Annotated in this window: 12 protein-coding genes, 2 tRNA genes and 1 rRNA gene; 1 reads left to right on the forward strand and 14 read right to left on the reverse strand. The window is 35.6% G+C overall.

The features are described from left to right. Positions 1 to 152: 152 nt before the first annotated feature. From FYJ55_RS08205 to FYJ55_RS08240, 8 genes are all read right to left on the reverse strand, one after another. The gene (locus FYJ55_RS08205) at positions 153 to 1,259 is read right to left on the reverse strand and encodes an AI-2E family transporter (protein WP_154556419.1); all 1,107 of its coding nucleotides are present in this window, start codon (positions 1,257 to 1,259) and stop codon (positions 153 to 155) included. 34 nt (positions 1,260 to 1,293) lie between these two features. Further along, entirely contained in the window at positions 1,294 to 2,013 is a 720-nt protein-coding gene (locus FYJ55_RS08210; protein ID WP_154556420.1) for a sugar isomerase domain-containing protein, read from the reverse strand. 95 nt (positions 2,014 to 2,108) lie between these two features. Next, positions 2,109 to 2,184: transfer RNA gene (locus tag FYJ55_RS08215), tRNA-Thr, on the reverse strand. Between the two features lie 10 nt (positions 2,185 to 2,194). Continuing rightward, positions 2,195 to 2,280: transfer RNA gene (locus tag FYJ55_RS08220), tRNA-Leu, on the reverse strand. 57 nt (positions 2,281 to 2,337) lie between these two features. Next, positions 2,338 to 3,582 (reverse strand): peptidase T, encoded by a 1,245-nt coding sequence (gene pepT, locus FYJ55_RS08225; RefSeq protein WP_154556421.1) that lies wholly within the window; start codon positions 3,580 to 3,582, stop codon positions 2,338 to 2,340. Between the two features lie 260 nt (positions 3,583 to 3,842). Next, positions 3,843 to 5,513 carry a formate--tetrahydrofolate ligase gene (locus FYJ55_RS08230; protein ID WP_154556422.1) on the reverse strand — a complete coding sequence of 557 codons (1,671 nt, stop codon included), beginning with the start codon at positions 5,511 to 5,513 and terminating at the stop codon, positions 3,843 to 3,845. A 1-nt stretch (position 5,514) separates the two neighbouring features. After that, positions 5,515 to 6,747 (reverse strand): phosphoribosylamine--glycine ligase, encoded by a 1,233-nt coding sequence (gene purD / locus FYJ55_RS08235; RefSeq protein ID WP_154556423.1) that lies wholly within the window; start codon positions 6,745 to 6,747, stop codon positions 5,515 to 5,517. 123 nt (positions 6,748 to 6,870) lie between these two features. Beyond that, complete coding sequence (locus tag FYJ55_RS08240) at positions 6,871 to 7,194, reverse strand: cyclic-di-AMP receptor (protein ID WP_003865930.1); 324 nt, start codon at positions 7,192 to 7,194, stop codon at positions 6,871 to 6,873. A gap of 200 nt (positions 7,195 to 7,394) precedes the next feature. On the opposite strand from FYJ55_RS08240, the gene FYJ55_RS08245 reads away from it, so the two are divergent. Continuing rightward, entirely contained in the window at positions 7,395 to 8,768 is a 1,374-nt protein-coding gene (locus tag FYJ55_RS08245; RefSeq protein ID WP_154556424.1) for a polysaccharide deacetylase, read from the forward strand. A 44-nt stretch (positions 8,769 to 8,812) separates the two neighbouring features. Here the strand turns inward: FYJ55_RS08245 and FYJ55_RS08250 are convergent, their stop codons facing one another. The 6 genes from FYJ55_RS08250 to rrf form a co-directional block, all read right to left on the reverse strand. Continuing rightward, complete coding sequence (locus tag FYJ55_RS08250) at positions 8,813 to 9,304, reverse strand: PocR ligand-binding domain-containing protein (RefSeq protein ID WP_154556425.1); 492 nt, start codon at positions 9,302 to 9,304, stop codon at positions 8,813 to 8,815. Between the two features lie 132 nt (positions 9,305 to 9,436). After that, positions 9,437 to 10,351, reverse strand: a complete 915-nt coding sequence (trxB, locus tag FYJ55_RS08255; protein WP_154556426.1) for a thioredoxin-disulfide reductase — start codon at positions 10,349 to 10,351, stop codon at positions 9,437 to 9,439. Beyond that, positions 10,327 to 11,784 (reverse strand): prolipoprotein diacylglyceryl transferase, encoded by a 1,458-nt coding sequence (lgt, locus tag FYJ55_RS08260; RefSeq protein ID WP_154556427.1) that lies wholly within the window; start codon positions 11,782 to 11,784, stop codon positions 10,327 to 10,329. Before lgt ends, trxB begins: the two co-directional genes overlap by 25 nt. Beyond that, positions 11,762 to 12,724, reverse strand: a complete 963-nt coding sequence (hprK, locus tag FYJ55_RS08265) for an HPr(Ser) kinase/phosphatase (protein WP_154556428.1) — start codon at positions 12,722 to 12,724, stop codon at positions 11,762 to 11,764. Before hprK ends, lgt begins: the two co-directional genes overlap by 23 nt. Continuing rightward, the gene (gene uvrA / locus FYJ55_RS08270) at positions 12,702 to 15,551 is read right to left on the reverse strand and encodes an excinuclease ABC subunit UvrA (RefSeq protein WP_154556429.1); all 2,850 of its coding nucleotides are present in this window, start codon (positions 15,549 to 15,551) and stop codon (positions 12,702 to 12,704) included. The genes hprK and uvrA overlap by 23 nt, the downstream gene beginning before the upstream one ends. Positions 15,552 to 15,682: 131 nt before the next feature. Beyond that, positions 15,683 to 15,796 (reverse strand): 5S ribosomal RNA (gene rrf, locus FYJ55_RS08275). Positions 15,797 to 15,809 lie beyond the last annotated feature (13 nt).

The raw sequence follows: 15,809 nt of genomic DNA on the forward strand, positions 1-15,809 counted from the left end.
CATCATACATCAAACAAAAGATAAGAAAAAAATACTATAATCCGCAACAACGCAAAAAAGTGGCTCAATGCCTTTATACTAGGGCTTTGGACCACTTTATTTCTTTTCTAGCTGTCAAAGACAGGATATAAGAAAAAATGGACAACTTTTCGTCATCCATTCATTTCTTTTAAGCGTTCTTTTCGATTTAGATATAAAACACCTATTTTATACACACTTGCCATTGTGGGAATCCCTAAAAACATACCTGGAATACCTGCTAAAGATCCAAAAATCACAACAGTCATCATGACATAGATTCCTGGTAATCCTACTGAATTTCCAACGACATGTGGATAAATCACATTACTTTCGATTTGTTGAAGAATACATAAATACAATAAGAACCAAAGAGACATAATTGGACTTACAGTAAATACCATAAACATACCAATCGCCCCACCAATATAAGCTCCAATCATCGGAATAATATTAATAACTCCAACTAATGTTCCAATCATAGCCGGATATGGCATACGTAGTATAATCATACCCAATGTACATAGTGTCCCTAGAATTGTTGCCTCAATACATTGTCCACCTATAAAAGAACTAAATGTTTGATTAATAATATTCAAACACTTATCCATTCTACGTTTCACAATTTCGCTTAGATATAGATTTGTTAAACGGTGATACAACTGAACAAATCTTTCCTTCTCTAACAAAACATAGATTGCGAAAATAAACATCAACACAAAATTGAATACACTATTCACAATAATGGTTACAACATTAAATGTCGTACCCACAACATTGGTAACACCGGTTGAAAGAACATTAATACCGGATTGAATCAAATTTTTCCAGTTGATATCTAAGTTATTAATAGATTCCGCAAGCTGTGGATTGTTCTCAAATAAATTCACCAAAAATTTCTGTGTATTCTCAAAATACTTTGGCAACACAGCCACAATCACTCCAATAGCTTCACTTAAGGAAGGAACAACGAGTGTAATTAAGAAATACACAAAAAGAAAAATTAAAATCAAAGAAAGAAGTAGGCTTGTTGCACGTTTCCCCTTCTCCATAAAACCTAAGCGCTTTTCAATCTTAGCCATAACCAAGTTAATCACAAAAGCCATCATGGCTCCAAACACTAAAACTCTACATGCATTCCATAATATAGATACCATAGAAATCAATGTATCCAATTTAATCAACCCAATAATGATGATTGTGATCCCAAATATATATATCCATAAATTTTTTTTCTTCATAAGCACCTAGCCCCCTTATACTAATACATACGCGCTAATACATACGCGTATACTTTTTAAATAATTTGTCATTTCTTTCTTCCGTACCATCACAGTTTAAAGAAGAAAAAACAGGTACTTCTACGTTGTGTTGGATCAAATATTCGGCACATGCCACATTAATACATTGTGCAATGAAAGAATTGGCCATACTCGATGTTGGACAAAGTTTGGCGTCCAAGCCATCAATAGATAAAGCACAATCTCCAACTTCTCCACAATTATCAATGACAATATCTGCTATTTGGTACAAATTCTTTCCACAAGAATGACGAGAAGATTGAGCAGTTGTATGTTTCATACTTGTGATGGCGACTACATGTGCACCACGATTTTTAGCTTCAAGTGCAAGTTCGATTGGATAGGCATTACGCCCAGAATTGGATGCAATCAAAACGACATCACCACAAGATACTCCATATAAATCCACTAAAATTTTGGCATAACCACTAAGTCTTTCAATGTTTGAACTCTTTGTCGGATGCTCCGTCATCGTAAGTTCACTTGTCAAAATGGGAACCACAAAAGCGAAACCACCCGCACGTGCATACATCTCTTCCGCCATTGTATGGGAGTGGCCACTTCCACTTACGAAAAACTTATGACCTTCCATAAAAGCTTGAGCCATTAAATGACCAGTTTGTTCTAATTTTTCCGATTGTGTTTCTTGAATCTTTTTAATGATATCAAGACCCACTTCAAATACTTCTTTCATATTATTATTTCTCCTTGATATGCATATTTCTTTATATTCATTATACAACAAGAAGAAAAATAAAAAACAGCCATTAAGGCTGTATATTGACTAAGTGGTGCCGACTATAGGAATTGAACCCACAACCTACTGATTACAAGTCAGTTGCTCTACCAATTGAGCTAAGTCGGCATGATTTATATGGTGCAGAGAAAGGGATTTGAACCCTCACGCGATCTCTCGCACTGCCGCCTGAAGACAGCGTGTCTGCCATTTCACCATCTCTGCGACTGAGTGTATTATACTAAAAAAACAAACTATGCGCAACCAAAAAATGTGACCTTTTTAACAGTCACATTTTGCATATATATCAATTAGATTCAATAAGATTTCCACATTCTTTTCCATCGACTGAACGGGAACATACTCAAAACGCCCATGCGCATTTTCGTATCCCGCTGATAAGTTAGGACAAGGGAGTCCTCTATGAGATAAGGCTGAGCCATCGGTTCCTCCTCTAAACGGTTCTGTTTGAGGTGTTAATCCTACACTTTCAATGGCTTGTTTCAAATATGGAATCATAAATGGTACTTGATCAATCACTTCTTTTAAATTACGATATTGAATTCTTTGTGTAATATTTACGGTACCTTGTCCATACTCTTTATTTAACATATCCACAATCATTTTTAATGTGTTATTACGTATATCAAACTGCAAGCTATCATGATCACGAACGTTGATTTCAATCTTGGCATATTCACAATCCCCATTAAAACTCACAACATGATAAAATCCTTCTCTTCCTTGGGTATATTGTGGCTTTTCAAGTGCCGGTAATTTATTTAAGAATGCATTTCCAATATCCACCGCATTTTTCATAATGCCTTTTGCGGTGGCTGTATGTACTGAAATACCATGAATCTCAATCGTTGAAAGGCTCGCATTAAACGTTTCATCCATATAATAGCCCAAATGATCTCCATCTAGTGTATATGCGATTGGCGATTTAAAACGTTCTAAATCTAAATTTTTAGCAAGTCCACTCACTTCTTCATCCGGCGTAAATGCGACAGAAATAAAATTATGTTTGATTTCTGGATGTTTTACTAAATACTCCAACAACGTCATAACAGCTGCAATACTTGCCTTGTCATCCCCTCCAAGTAGTGTTGTACCATCCGTTAAAATCAAATCCTGACCAATATATTGTTTCAGATTGGGAAATACAGATGGTGACATAATAATATTTTTTTCTTTATTTAAAATAATATCATTTCCATCATAGTTTTCTAACACCCAAGGCTTCACATCTTTACCACTCGCATCAGGAGCTGTATCCATATGTGTCACAAAACCAATGGCTCTACCCGTTTTTACATTCGCTTCTAAAGATCCATATACTACACATGTATCTTTATCATAATATACATTTGTAGCTCCAATTTCTTGAAGCTCTTCATAGATAACACTAGCTAAATCATGCTGACAAGATGTAGTAGGAACACTTGTACTATGTGGATCGGATTCTGTATTGATTCTTGCGTATCGTATCAATCTCTCTTTTACTTGTTCATAAAATTCTGTCATACGAATTCTCCTTTTTTGATTATTTTATTCTTATTCAAACAGAAATGAAAGACTGGAATTAAAAAAAGGTACCTACGAGGATGTAAGCACCATTATAAGTCTATGCTTTTTCTACTTCTTATATATGATAAGTCCATTGAAATATCCATTTTCTTCAAATGAATAAGTTTTACTCGCCAAAAGTCCAGACAACATTTGATTGTCTGGACTCTTTTTTGATGAAAGAAAAAAAGACTGGAATTTTCATCCAGCCTTTGATATTAGAATAATCCTACGATTTTACCATCTTCATCCACATCCATGTCTAATGCACTTGGATGTTTTGGAAGTCCTGGCATCGTTAATACTTTACCTGTTAGAGCAACAATGAAGCCAGCACCTAAACTTGGGCGTAATTCACGAACTGTAATTCTAAATCCTGTAGGACGACCCATTACTTTACCATCATCTGACAATGACATTTGTGTTTTGGCCATACAAATTGGTAATTTATCCCATCCCAATTCATTGAACTTCGCAATTTGTGACTGTGCTTCTTCTGTAAAATCAACACCATCTGCACCATATACTTTTTTGGCAATGGTTTCTATTTTTTCTTCAATAGTCTTATCTAAATCATATAAAGGAGCATAGTTATTTTCTTGATCACATAACGCAACGACTTTGTTGGCTAAATCAATAGCGCCTTCTCCACCTTTTGCCCATACTTGGGATAATGACATTGGGTGGTTGTTTTCTTCGCACCATTTTTCTAATGCTGCTACTTCAGCCGGTGTATCTGTCACAAACTCATTGATCGCAACAATGTATGGTAAACCAAATTGTTGTACTGTATCAATATGTTTTGCTAAATTTTCACATCCTGCAAGCATAGCCTCTACATTTTCTTCTTTTAAATCTTCTAAGGCAATTCCACCATGTTGTTTTAAGGCACGAATTGTCGCAACAATCACAACCGCATTCGGTTTAAGATCAGCCAATCGACACTTGATATCCAAGAATTTCTCAGCACCTAGATCCGCACCAAATCCAGCTTCTGTAACTGTATAATCTGCAAGTTCTAGACATGCTTTTGTGGCAATGACAGAGTTACATCCATGCGCAATATTCGCAAACGGACCACCATGAATCAATGCTGGATTATGTTCAAGAGTTTGAACAATGTTAGGCAATACGGCATCTTTCATAACCATAGCCAATGCGCCTTCAATGCCCAAATCATGTACATATACAGGCTTATCATCATATGTATATGCCACAAGCATTTTTCCAAATCTTTTCTTTAGATCCATTAAATCATCCGCCAAACATAAAGCTGCCATGATTTCACTTGCGACAGTAATATTAAATCCGTCTTTACGTTCAACTCCATTGGCTTTTGCACCACAACCAATGGTAATATTACGCAAAGTACGATCATTCATATCTAAACAACGTTTAAATGTTACTTTTTCAGGATCAATATTCAATTCATTTCCCTGATGAATCACATTATCTAAGCATGCACTAACTAAGTTATTAGCTGTTGTAATCGCATGCATATCTCCAGTAAAGTGAAGGTTGATATCTTCCATTGGTACAACTTGGGCATAGCCACCACCTGTAGCTCCACCTTTTAATCCAAATACAGGACCTAAACTTGGTTCACGTAAAGCCATCATCGTTTTTTTACCTAAACGATTTAAGGCATCACCTAAACCAACAGTTGTCGTACTCTTTCCTTCTCCAGCCTTAGTAGGATTAATAGCTGTGACTAATACTAATTTTCCATGAGGATTATTTTCAATAGATTTTAAATAATCAAAAGACAATTTAGCTTTATATTTTCCATAATGTTCCAAGCTATCTGCAGGAATTCCAATTTTTGCGGCAACCTTTTCAATTGGTTCCATGACACATTCTTGTGCAATTTCTAAATCTGTTTTAGCCATTTTACATATCCTTCTTTCCAATATCATTTCTGTGAAATAAATCTTTACATTGAATCTTTTCTAATTCTTTATATGTATGATCAAATGCAGTCTGTAAGTCATCTTCTAGAGTAACGACCATTAAAACACGGCCTCCATCTGTTACCAATCCTTCATCTGTCATTTTTGTTCCCATGTGGAAAACCAATCCATCTACATCGTCTACACCTGTAATCAAAGATCCTTTTGTAGAGCTTGCAGGATAGTTTGTACTAGCTAAAACAACACCGTGACTCACTTTATCTGTCCATTTTAGTTCAACTGGTTTATTATCCATTAAATCTAAAATAGCTTGGATAAAATCACTTTCTAAACGAGGCAAAATAACTTCGGCTTCTGGATCTCCAAAACGTGCATTGAATTCAATTGTTTTAATACCTTTTTCTGTCAACATCAATCCACCATATAAGAAGCCAGTGAATGGAACACCCTCTTTAACCATAGCACTTGCCATTGGTTTCATAATTTCATTCATGGCTTCATCGATAATTTCAGAAGTAATCTTCTTAACTGGACTATAAGATCCCATACCACCTGTATTTGGGCCTTTATCTCCATCAAATACACACTTGTGATCTTGGGCTACTTCTAAAGGTACAACTCTTTCATTGTGTACTAGACAGATTAAAGAAAATTCAAATCCAAATAAACATTCTTCAATCACAACCGAATTATTTTCAATCGCAAAGGCAATGTCCAAGGCTTCCTTAGCCTGTTCTAACGTAGAAGCTACTGTAACACCTTTTCCAGCTTTTAAGCCATCTTCCTTAATAACAATAGGAGCACCTTGTTCTTGTACGTATGCCCATGCAGATTCTAAATCATAGAATGTTTTATATGCAGCTGTTGGAATATTGTATTTTGCCATGATTTTCTTGGCAAAATCCTTACTTGATTCGACCTGAGTTGCTTTTTTATCTGGCCCAAAAACCTTTAGGCCTTCTTTTTTTAACGCATCTACAACACCTAGAGCTAAAGTTGCCTCAGGACCTACGATGGTTAAATCTACATTTCTTTCTTTTGCCAAAGCGACAAGACCTTCTACATCATTGTCTTTCACATTGACACATTCTCCAATTTTTGCCATTCCAGGATTACCTGGAGCACAAATCAACTCATCACATAAAGCTGAACGTTTGCATGCATACGCAAGCGCGTGTTCACGTCCGCCCTTACCGATAACTAGTATTTTCATTGCGTTTTAATCTCCTTTTTCTTTACCATTCAATCATAACAGAAAAAAGTCCCTAATGGGTCTTTATTCACAATTTTTTTAAAAGAAAAAAGGTAGAACATTATATTCTACCCCCTTTGTTTTCTAAACCTTTAAGAATTGTGCTACATCTAGCACGAAAATTGTGGCTCCACCAACAGTAACTTCCACAGGAAAACTTGCATAACGGCCAATATCATAACTAGCTGTACTAGGTACAATTTCCGTTCGCTTACTTGAATATTCCTTGATGATATCTATAGCTGCTTCCACTTTTTCGTCTTCACAACCAATGATCAACGTTGTATTGCCTGCGCGAAGGAATCCACCAGTCGTCGCCAATTTAGTAACAGAAAAACCATTTTTATTTAGTGCATTACTTGCCACTGGACTATCGTCATTTGATAAAATTGCTAGGATAAGTTTCATAGTGCTTCCCCCACCTTTCTAAGGTTATTATATAAGAATTTATGCGCAACTACAACAAGAAAAAAGAACCATAATCTTTAGAACAATTCCTCTTATTTCATGTATAATAGATATAGAGTTTAAAAGGGGTTAATTATGTTTATGGAATTTAATTTTTTGTGCACAAAAAAAGACTGTATCCTATCTTTTGAGGGTCAACTATGACAAATAAAAAAAGAAAAGATACTTTCGGAAATGGCTTGATTGCTTTTTTATTTATATGCATGATATTTTTGATGGGTTATGCTTTTAAAAATCCTATATTATTATATTCTACAAATCCAGAAGTAGAGATCAATCATGAATATGATCCAAAGACAAACATTCAACAAGTCTTCTATCATTCGGATTCTAGTGTTCAAGTTTCAAGTGATATCGATACTAAAAGAGTAGGTAATTATACAGTTACTTATCAAATAAAAGACTATAAAAAAACGTGTACAGTCTCAGTAAAAGATACGAAAGCGCCAAAGCTAAAAGTTAAAACGTACACCACCGATTTAAAAGAAGATGTGAAACCCAATTCTTTTGTAGAAAGTGTTGAAGATGATTCAAAGGTTACCTTATCTTTTAAAAATAAAGTGACTAAAGATGAAAAACAAACAGTGACGATCATAGCTAAAGATGCATATGGAAATTGCACAATGAAGGATACGACACTTACGTTAAAAAAAGATACTGAAAAACCTGTTATTAGTACAGATCCAATTAATGTCTATACAGATTCAAAACCGAACTATAAATCTTATATTGAAGTAATGGATAACTTAGATTTAAATCCAAAGATCAAAATCGATTCTTCAAAAGTAAAGACAAAAAAAGAAGGCACTTATAAATTAACGGTTACGGCAACGGATCGTTCTGGCAATAAGGCTAAGAAAAAGATTAGTGTCGTTGTTGAGAAACCTACAAAAGTCGTTTATCTAACATTTGATGATGGTCCAAGTGAAAATACAGATAAAGTATTAAAGATACTAAAGAAATATGATGCGAAAGCTACATTCTTTGTGACTGGAAACAATCAAAAATATAATGATTCCATTCGAAAAGCAGAAAAACAAGGAAATACAATTGCACTTCATACATATACGCATGATTATGCGACAGTCTATTCGTCTACAGAAGCATATTTTAATGATTTACAACAAATACGTGATATGGTTAAACAAATCACAGGAAAAGCTCCAAAATATATTCGTTTCCCTGGTGGTTCAAGCAATATGGTTTCTGCCAACTACTCTCAGGGTATTATGTCAAAACTTGATAATATGGTGCATGAAAGAGGTTATGAATATTTTGACTGGAACTGCTCAAGTGGGGATGCCGCTTCAAACAGCGTACCTGCTCAAACAATCGTCGATAACTCAACGAATTGTAACTATGATCAAATAATGTTGTTGTTCCACGACTCAAGTCCTAAAACTTCTACAGTTGAAGCTTTGCCAGACATTATTGAAAACTATAAAAGTCGTGGTTATGTATTTAAAGCGATCAGTGATGATACACCAATATTCCATCATGGAGTCAATAACTAAGTCAGCAAATTGCTGGCTTTTTTTATGCAAAAAAATCGAAGGAATTAACCCTCGATTACTGCTTTGTAGTACTTTAATAGATCTTGCATCAATTCAATACTTTCTTCAACCTGATCTTCATTCATCACAACAACTTTTGTGTAGTTATGTAAAAGTATAGGTCTAGAAACATTATATGTTTCTGCCAAATGATTGACCCAATCCTCTGCTTCTAAGCCTTGCTGCTTTGTAATAACACCTTCTGATACAATTACACCTTTTACATCTGCAAGAGATACGGGAACACTCCATTTGACAAGTCCTGCATGACATGCATATTTTTGCGGTTTATTTGATTTTAAAGCTCCTGTATAATTTTCAAATGTACATTCATCACATTGGCGTAATGCAGATGAACTTGTTTTTAAACATTTACAAAAGAAATTCTTTTCCTTTGCACTGCTAATTTCTGTCTCGTCTTGCACGAAATAGCATCTTAATCCAGTAATATGGTAATACGCATCCATTACCTTTTTGATTGCTTCTTCAGGCAACATAAATAACACCTCAAATCCTTTTCCTTCTTTAATTAAATCACTTTAAGTGATTGATTTCAAGCATATTGTAAGCCGTTTCAAACGCTTTTTTGTAAATTAAAACCAGATGTTTCCACCTGGTTTCTTGAATTATTAAATTCCTTTAATTTCATGAAATGCATGCTGTGCAGCAATGGCACCATCGTTACATGCCGTAATAACCTGTCTTAAATTTTTGTCAATGACATCGCCCGCTGCATAAATTCCTGGAATTTTTGTTTGACGATCATCATCGACTAGAACATAGCCACGCTCATTTAATATACCTAAATCTTGTACACAATCCGTATTTGGATCTTGTCCAACATAAGGGAAGATACCTGAACATTCTATAACTTGTTTTTCATGAGTATCCACATTTTCAAGTTCAATACCGGATACTTTTCCTTCTAAACTAAGAATTTGAACAGGAATATGCTTCTTAATGACATGAATCTTTGCGTTCTCTTCAATTTGTTTTTGAATATGTTCTTCAGCTCTAAATACGTCTCTGCGAATCACAATCGTTACACTGCGTGCAAGCCCGGCAAGATAAATCGATTCCTCTAATGCCGAGTTTCCTCCACCAATCGCTACAACCTCTTTATCTCTAAAAAATGCACCGTCACAAACTGCACAGAAAGAAACACCATGTCCTAGATTTTCATTTTCCCCAGGAATATTCAATAAACGTTCTTTTGTTCCTGTCGCAAGAATGACAGCTTCCCCTTTCACAACATTCCCATCGCTTAAATATACATTTTTGTTTTCATCGATTTTATTGACTTCACCATACGCATATTCAGCTTGAAAAGATGTTGCCTGTTCAAACATATCCATTGCGAGCTGTGTACCTTCAATATCTTTTATACCTGGATAATTACTGATTTTATTTGTCTTAATCAATTTTCCACCAGGCGCTCCATTTTCTAATATCAAAGTTTTAAGTCCTGCCCTTGAACCATATAATGCTGCGCTTAAACCAGCAGGGCCGGCACCAACTATTACCAAATCGTATTGTCGCTCCATATGCGATCCTCCTTACATAATGATACTAACTGCATTAAATCATCGATAACCTTACATGGATGTGCTTTGTCTAAAGCTTCGCGTTGTTTTTCATCTACACTAAACCCTACAGAATAGGCAGCCATATTTTTTGCGGCTACAATATCCGCAACATTATCACCGACATAAATACAATCGTCATGACTAGTATGTAATAAGTTGCATGCTTCAATCAAGCCAGATGCACTTGGCTTCGGTTCGGGCAAATTTTCTTTTCCCAATACAACCTTGAAATAGCCGTCTAAACCAGCTTGTTTTAGTCCTCTTTTCACAACTTCAATACGCTTATTTGATACTACCGCACACTGTATATTTTGTTCTTTTAATCCCTCTAACATTTCTTTGGCATGAGGTACTTCCTTTAACAGATCTTTATGCAAAGATTTATTGATTACTTGATAACGATCAATAATACTTTGTACCTGATCTTCTGGGAAATACTTTGAAAAAGTTACTTCTAGCGTTGGTCCAAAGAATGAATACAGTTCTTCATTTGATAATTCATAATCGGGTTTTAATTCTTTAAAAACTCTTCTAAATGTTTCAAAAACTAATTGTTGTGAATCAATCAACGTTCCATCCAAGTCAAACAAAACAATCGGTTTCTTTTTCCAGTGAAAAGCTTCATGAAATACGCCCATTAAGCCAAGACAACCAACAACCATTAAAGCTAAAGATACAAGTTGAGCTGTGCGAAGGCCAAATACCATTAAAGAATCTGTTCGCATTCCTTCAACCACAAAACGTGTAATTCCATACCATACCATATACATAAATCCGCAGTCACCGCGTCTTTTATACCAGTGTTTGCGGAAAATAAATGTGATAAACAAGAATCCTAATAGATTACATACACTTTCAAATAAGAAAGTAGGCATACGATAGGCTCCATCAATAAACATTTGATTTTTAATAAACGCTGGATAATGCGCAAAGAAACTCTCAGATACAATCCCACCATAGGCTTCTTGATTCATAAAGTTTCCCCAACGACCAAAAGCTTGTGCCAATAACACGGTTGGCATAATCAAATCAAACATTCTAAGAAATGAAATGTTGCGTTTCTTAAAGAAGAATAAACTAAATATAGCTCCTGCAATCAAGCCTCCATGTATGGCCAAACCACCATTCCAAATGGCTACAATTTCATTTAGGTGTGAAGAATAATAATTCCATTCAAAAATAACATACCATGCTCGAGCTCCCAAAATTCCAATAAACAACATAGGAACTACATAATCGTCTAGAACTTCAGGTGCATACCCCCATTTTTTCATTGTTCTTTGACATAGTAAATAGGCACACAATGCGCCTGTTAAAATTAAAACGGCATACCAAGCAATTTCTAAAGATCCAAAAGAAACAAAAATTCTAGTGTTCGGAAACAGATGCATCGAATTCCTCCTTCTTATTATCAGAGATTTGTGCTAGCACTCGCTCTTCAAATTCTTTAGCTGAATCTAAGCCATCTTTCAACAATAAGAAGTTTGTCACAGCCGTTTCAATAACAGATGACATTGGACGTCCTTGAGAAACCGGAATAGTCATCTTTAAAATTTTGATTCCTAAAATCTCATTGTATTCTTTTTCTTCAATTCCAACTCGATCATATTCATAAGAATCATTAAATGGTTCTAGATCAATTTGAAATTCAATTTGTGTTTCATGGGCAACAGCTCCTACTCCATACATACGAGAAACATTGATAATTCCAACACCTCTCAGTTCCATGAACCCTTCTAACATAGGTGTCGTTCTTCCTACCAAATCATCGTGTATTTTGTAACAATCAATACGATCATCACCAACTAATTGATGGCCTCGTTTGATAAGTTCCAAGGCAATTTCGCTTTTTCCCATACCACTTCGACCGGTAATCAATACACCAACCCCAAATACACGCACTAGTTCTCCATGAATGATTACAGATTCTGCAAGACATTCATCTAGATAGTTTGTGATACTAACGATTGCGTGTGATGTTTGATGTTCTGTTTTAAATACAGGGAAATTTTTACGTTGTGCTATCTCTTTTAAAACAGGAGGACACTCATGCCCATGCGCAACCACAATACATGGTGTATTATCTCCTGTCAAAAATTCAAAAGAACGACGCTGAGAAATTTCATCCATCTGCTCTTCGATATATCCTATTTCTTTATCTCCAAGTACGACAAGACGTTTTGTTTGTGTGTCTGGAAAATATCCAGCTAGTTCTAATCCAGGGCGATTTGTATCTGCCAAAGTCAACGGACGATTTAATGAGTCTGAATCCCCAGTCACAATAGTCCACATGAATTTTTTAGCTAAATCACGAACAATTACTTTTGCCATGGTCTCCTCCTTTTTCTAACATTGGTTTTAAATATTGACCTGTATAACTCTCCTTACATGCAGCAACCTTTTCTGGAGTTCCCGTACAAATCACAGTTCCTCCTCCTTGTCCACCTTCAGGTCCCATATCTATAATTTGATCTGCACATTTGATCACATCCAAATTGTGCTCTATAACTAATACTGTATCACCGTGTTCTACAAGACGTTGTAGAACATCAATCAATTTCTTTACATCATCACTATGCAAGCCTGTTGTTGGTTCATCAAGCACAAATAATGTTTTTCCTGTTGCCTTCTTTTGAAGTTCACTTGCCAGTTTAACACGTTGTGCTTCACCACCAGATAATGTCGTAGCACTTTGACCTAACTTAATATAAGAAAGTCCTACATCGTTTAATGTTTGTAGTTTATGTTTGATTTTTGAAACATTGCTGAAGAATTCCAAGGCTTCTTCAACCGTCATATCCAATACATCCGCAATCGTCTTACCTTTATAATGGACTTGTAGTGTTTCTTCGTTGTAACGCTTTCCACCACATTGATCACAAGGTACATAAACATCCGGTAAAAAGTGCATAGAAATACGTAAAATTCCATCACCTTGACAAGCTTCACAACGTCCACCTTTCACATTGAATGAAAAACGTCCTTTATCATAACCTAACATTTTAGCTTCTTTTGTCTGCGCAAATAAATCACGAATATCATCGAATACACCTGTATATGTAGCAGGATTTGAACGTGGCGTTCTACCGATTGGATCTTGTCCTATTTCAACAATTTTATCAATATTTTCGATTCCTTGAATTTCTTTACATGCCCCTGGCTTAATTCTTAATCGTCCTAGTGCATGTTGTAAACCATGTGTTAATACTTCTGTAACTAATGATGATTTCCCACTTCCTGAAACGCCAGTGACTACAGTAAATGTACCAAGTTTAATAGTTACATTCACATTTTTCAAGTTGTTTTGACTCGCTTTCACAATCTTTAGTTTCTTGCCATTTCCTTTGCGACGCGTTGCCGGTACTTCAATTCTTTTACGTCCACTTAAATAAGCTCCCGTAATTGAGTTTTCGTTCTGCATAATTTCTTCCGGTGTTCCTGCCGCAACGATTTGTCCGCCATGCACACCGGCACCAGGTCCTACATCCACAATATAGTCACTTGCCCGCATTGTGTCTTCGTCATGTTCAACCACAATTAATGTATTGCCTAAATCACGCATATCTTTTAACGCACCAATCAAACGATCATTGTCTCTTTGGTGTAAACCAATACTTGGTTCATCCAAAACATACATAACACCAGTTAAGCGGGATCCAATCTGTGTTGCCAAGCGAATACGTTGCGCTTCTCCACCTGATAAAGTGGATGCTAAACGATCAAGAGTTAAATAACTAAGTCCAACATGATTTAAAAATGAAAGACGGTTTTTAATTTCTTTAACCACCAACTCTGCAATCTTAGCTTGTGTTGGAGTTAATTCTAACTGATCCATAAAATCGATGGCTTCACTAATACTCATTTGCGTCCATTCATAAATGTTTTTTCCACCAACAAGTACAGATAGTGCCTGTTTATTTAAACGTGCTCCATGACATTTTGGACATTGAGCATCTGCCAAGAAAGAACCGTACCATTCTCGAGACATCGTTGAAGTAGTTTCCATATATCTACGTTCAATCATAGGGCAAACACCTTCAATGTATTCTAGCTTTGTTGAGACGATTCCCGAACGAGAATTCAACTGGTATGCGATTGGGACATCTGAACCATATAATAAATAGTTAAGCTTCTTTTTAGGTAAATCTTTGATAGGTGTATCCATGTCTATTTCATAATATTTAATAAGCGCATGAATTCTTTGCCATTCTAGATTTTCTGTATTTACAATATTTTTATAATAATGAATGCCGCCTTGGGCAATTGATTTGGTATCGTCCGGAATCAACAAAGATAGATCTACTTTCTGTGTAATACCTAGTCCTTTACATTCTGGACAAGCTCCGAAAGGAGCATTAAATGAAAATAATTTAGGTTCTAGTTTAGGTACAGAAAAACCACACACTTTACATGCATAATTGCTTGAAAATAATGTTTCAGAATCATTCGTTAGTAAAATAGCTAAACCATCGCTTAATTTGAGTGCAGTTTCTAATGAATCATGAAAGCGCGAACGATCATCACTCTTTACAATGCGATCAACAACAACATCAATTGAATGTTTCTTGTTCTTATCTAAAGGTTCAAGTTCTTCAAGATACTTAATTTCTCCATCAATACGAACTCGAATATAGCCTTCTTTCATTAAACTTTCTAAAAGATCTTTATGTGATCCCTTTTTACCTTGAATCACTGGACTTAAAATTGTACATCTAGTTTTATCGGGTAGTTCCATGATTTTATCAATCATTTCCTTAATTGTATTTCCAGTAATAGGAATATGGTGATCAGGACAATAAGGGACACCTATACGTGCATATAATAAACGTAGATAATCATAAATTTCGGTAACGGTTCCTACAGTTGAACGTGGATTATTAGATGTAGTTTTTTGATCAATTGCGATGGCTGGTGATAATCCATCAATTTGATCAACATCAGGTTTTTCGCTATTGCCAAGAAATTGTCTAGCGTATGCGGATAGAGATTCCATATATCGACGTTGTCCTTCAGCATAAATGGTATCGAAGGCTAGAGAGGTTTTTCCACTTCCAGAAACGCCTGTCATAATGACTAATTTATCTTTAGGTATTTTTAAACTTATATTTTTAAGGTTGTTTTCACGAGCACCTTGTATTGTTATATACTTTTGGTCCATAATAAACCTCCTATGCACTTTATTATACCATAAACATCTATTCATGATATGTGAAAAAATGTGCAGGGAAAAAAGCCAAGTCTTTATTTACTTAGACTTGGCTTTTGAATATAAAAGGCAAAAAAAAAAGAACCCGGCAGCTAGCTATCTTCGCAGGGGCAAGCCCAACTATTGTCGCCGTGAAAGTGCTTAACTTCTGAGTTCGGGATGAGTTCAGGTGTGTCCACTTTGCTATCGCCACCGGATCTTGAGTTCTCT

This window comes from Holdemanella porci (assembly GCF_009696075.1).
Classification (GTDB): Bacteria; Bacillota_I; Bacilli_A; order Erysipelotrichales; family Erysipelotrichaceae; genus Holdemanella; species Holdemanella porci.

Coding starts and splice junctions, on each gene's coding strand:
- FYJ55_RS08205 (WP_154556419.1), bottom strand. CDS start 1,259: ATGAAGAAAAAAAATTTATGGATATATATATTTGGGATCACAATCATC.
- FYJ55_RS08210 (WP_154556420.1), bottom strand. CDS start 2,013: ATGAAAGAAGTATTTGAAGTGGGTCTTGATATCATTAAAAAGATTCAA.
- pepT (WP_154556421.1), bottom strand. CDS start 3,582: ATGACAGAATTTTATGAACAAGTAAAAGAGAGATTGATACGATACGCA.
- FYJ55_RS08230 (WP_154556422.1), bottom strand. CDS start 5,513: ATGGCTAAAACAGATTTAGAAATTGCACAAGAATGTGTCATGGAACCA.
- purD (WP_154556423.1), bottom strand. CDS start 6,747: ATGAAAATACTAGTTATCGGTAAGGGCGGACGTGAACACGCGCTTGCG.
- FYJ55_RS08240 (WP_003865930.1), bottom strand. CDS start 7,194: ATGAAACTTATCCTAGCAATTTTATCAAATGACGATAGTCCAGTGGCA.
- FYJ55_RS08245 (WP_154556424.1), top strand. CDS start 7,395: ATGACAAATAAAAAAAGAAAAGATACTTTCGGAAATGGCTTGATTGCT.
- FYJ55_RS08250 (WP_154556425.1), bottom strand. CDS start 9,304: ATGTTGCCTGAAGAAGCAATCAAAAAGGTAATGGATGCGTATTACCAT.
- trxB (WP_154556426.1), bottom strand. CDS start 10,351: ATGGAGCGACAATACGATTTGGTAATAGTTGGTGCCGGCCCTGCTGGT.
- lgt (WP_154556427.1), bottom strand. CDS start 11,784: ATGCATCTGTTTCCGAACACTAGAATTTTTGTTTCTTTTGGATCTTTA.
- hprK (WP_154556428.1), bottom strand. CDS start 12,724: ATGGCAAAAGTAATTGTTCGTGATTTAGCTAAAAAATTCATGTGGACT.
- uvrA (WP_154556429.1), bottom strand. CDS start 15,551: ATGGACCAAAAGTATATAACAATACAAGGTGCTCGTGAAAACAACCTT.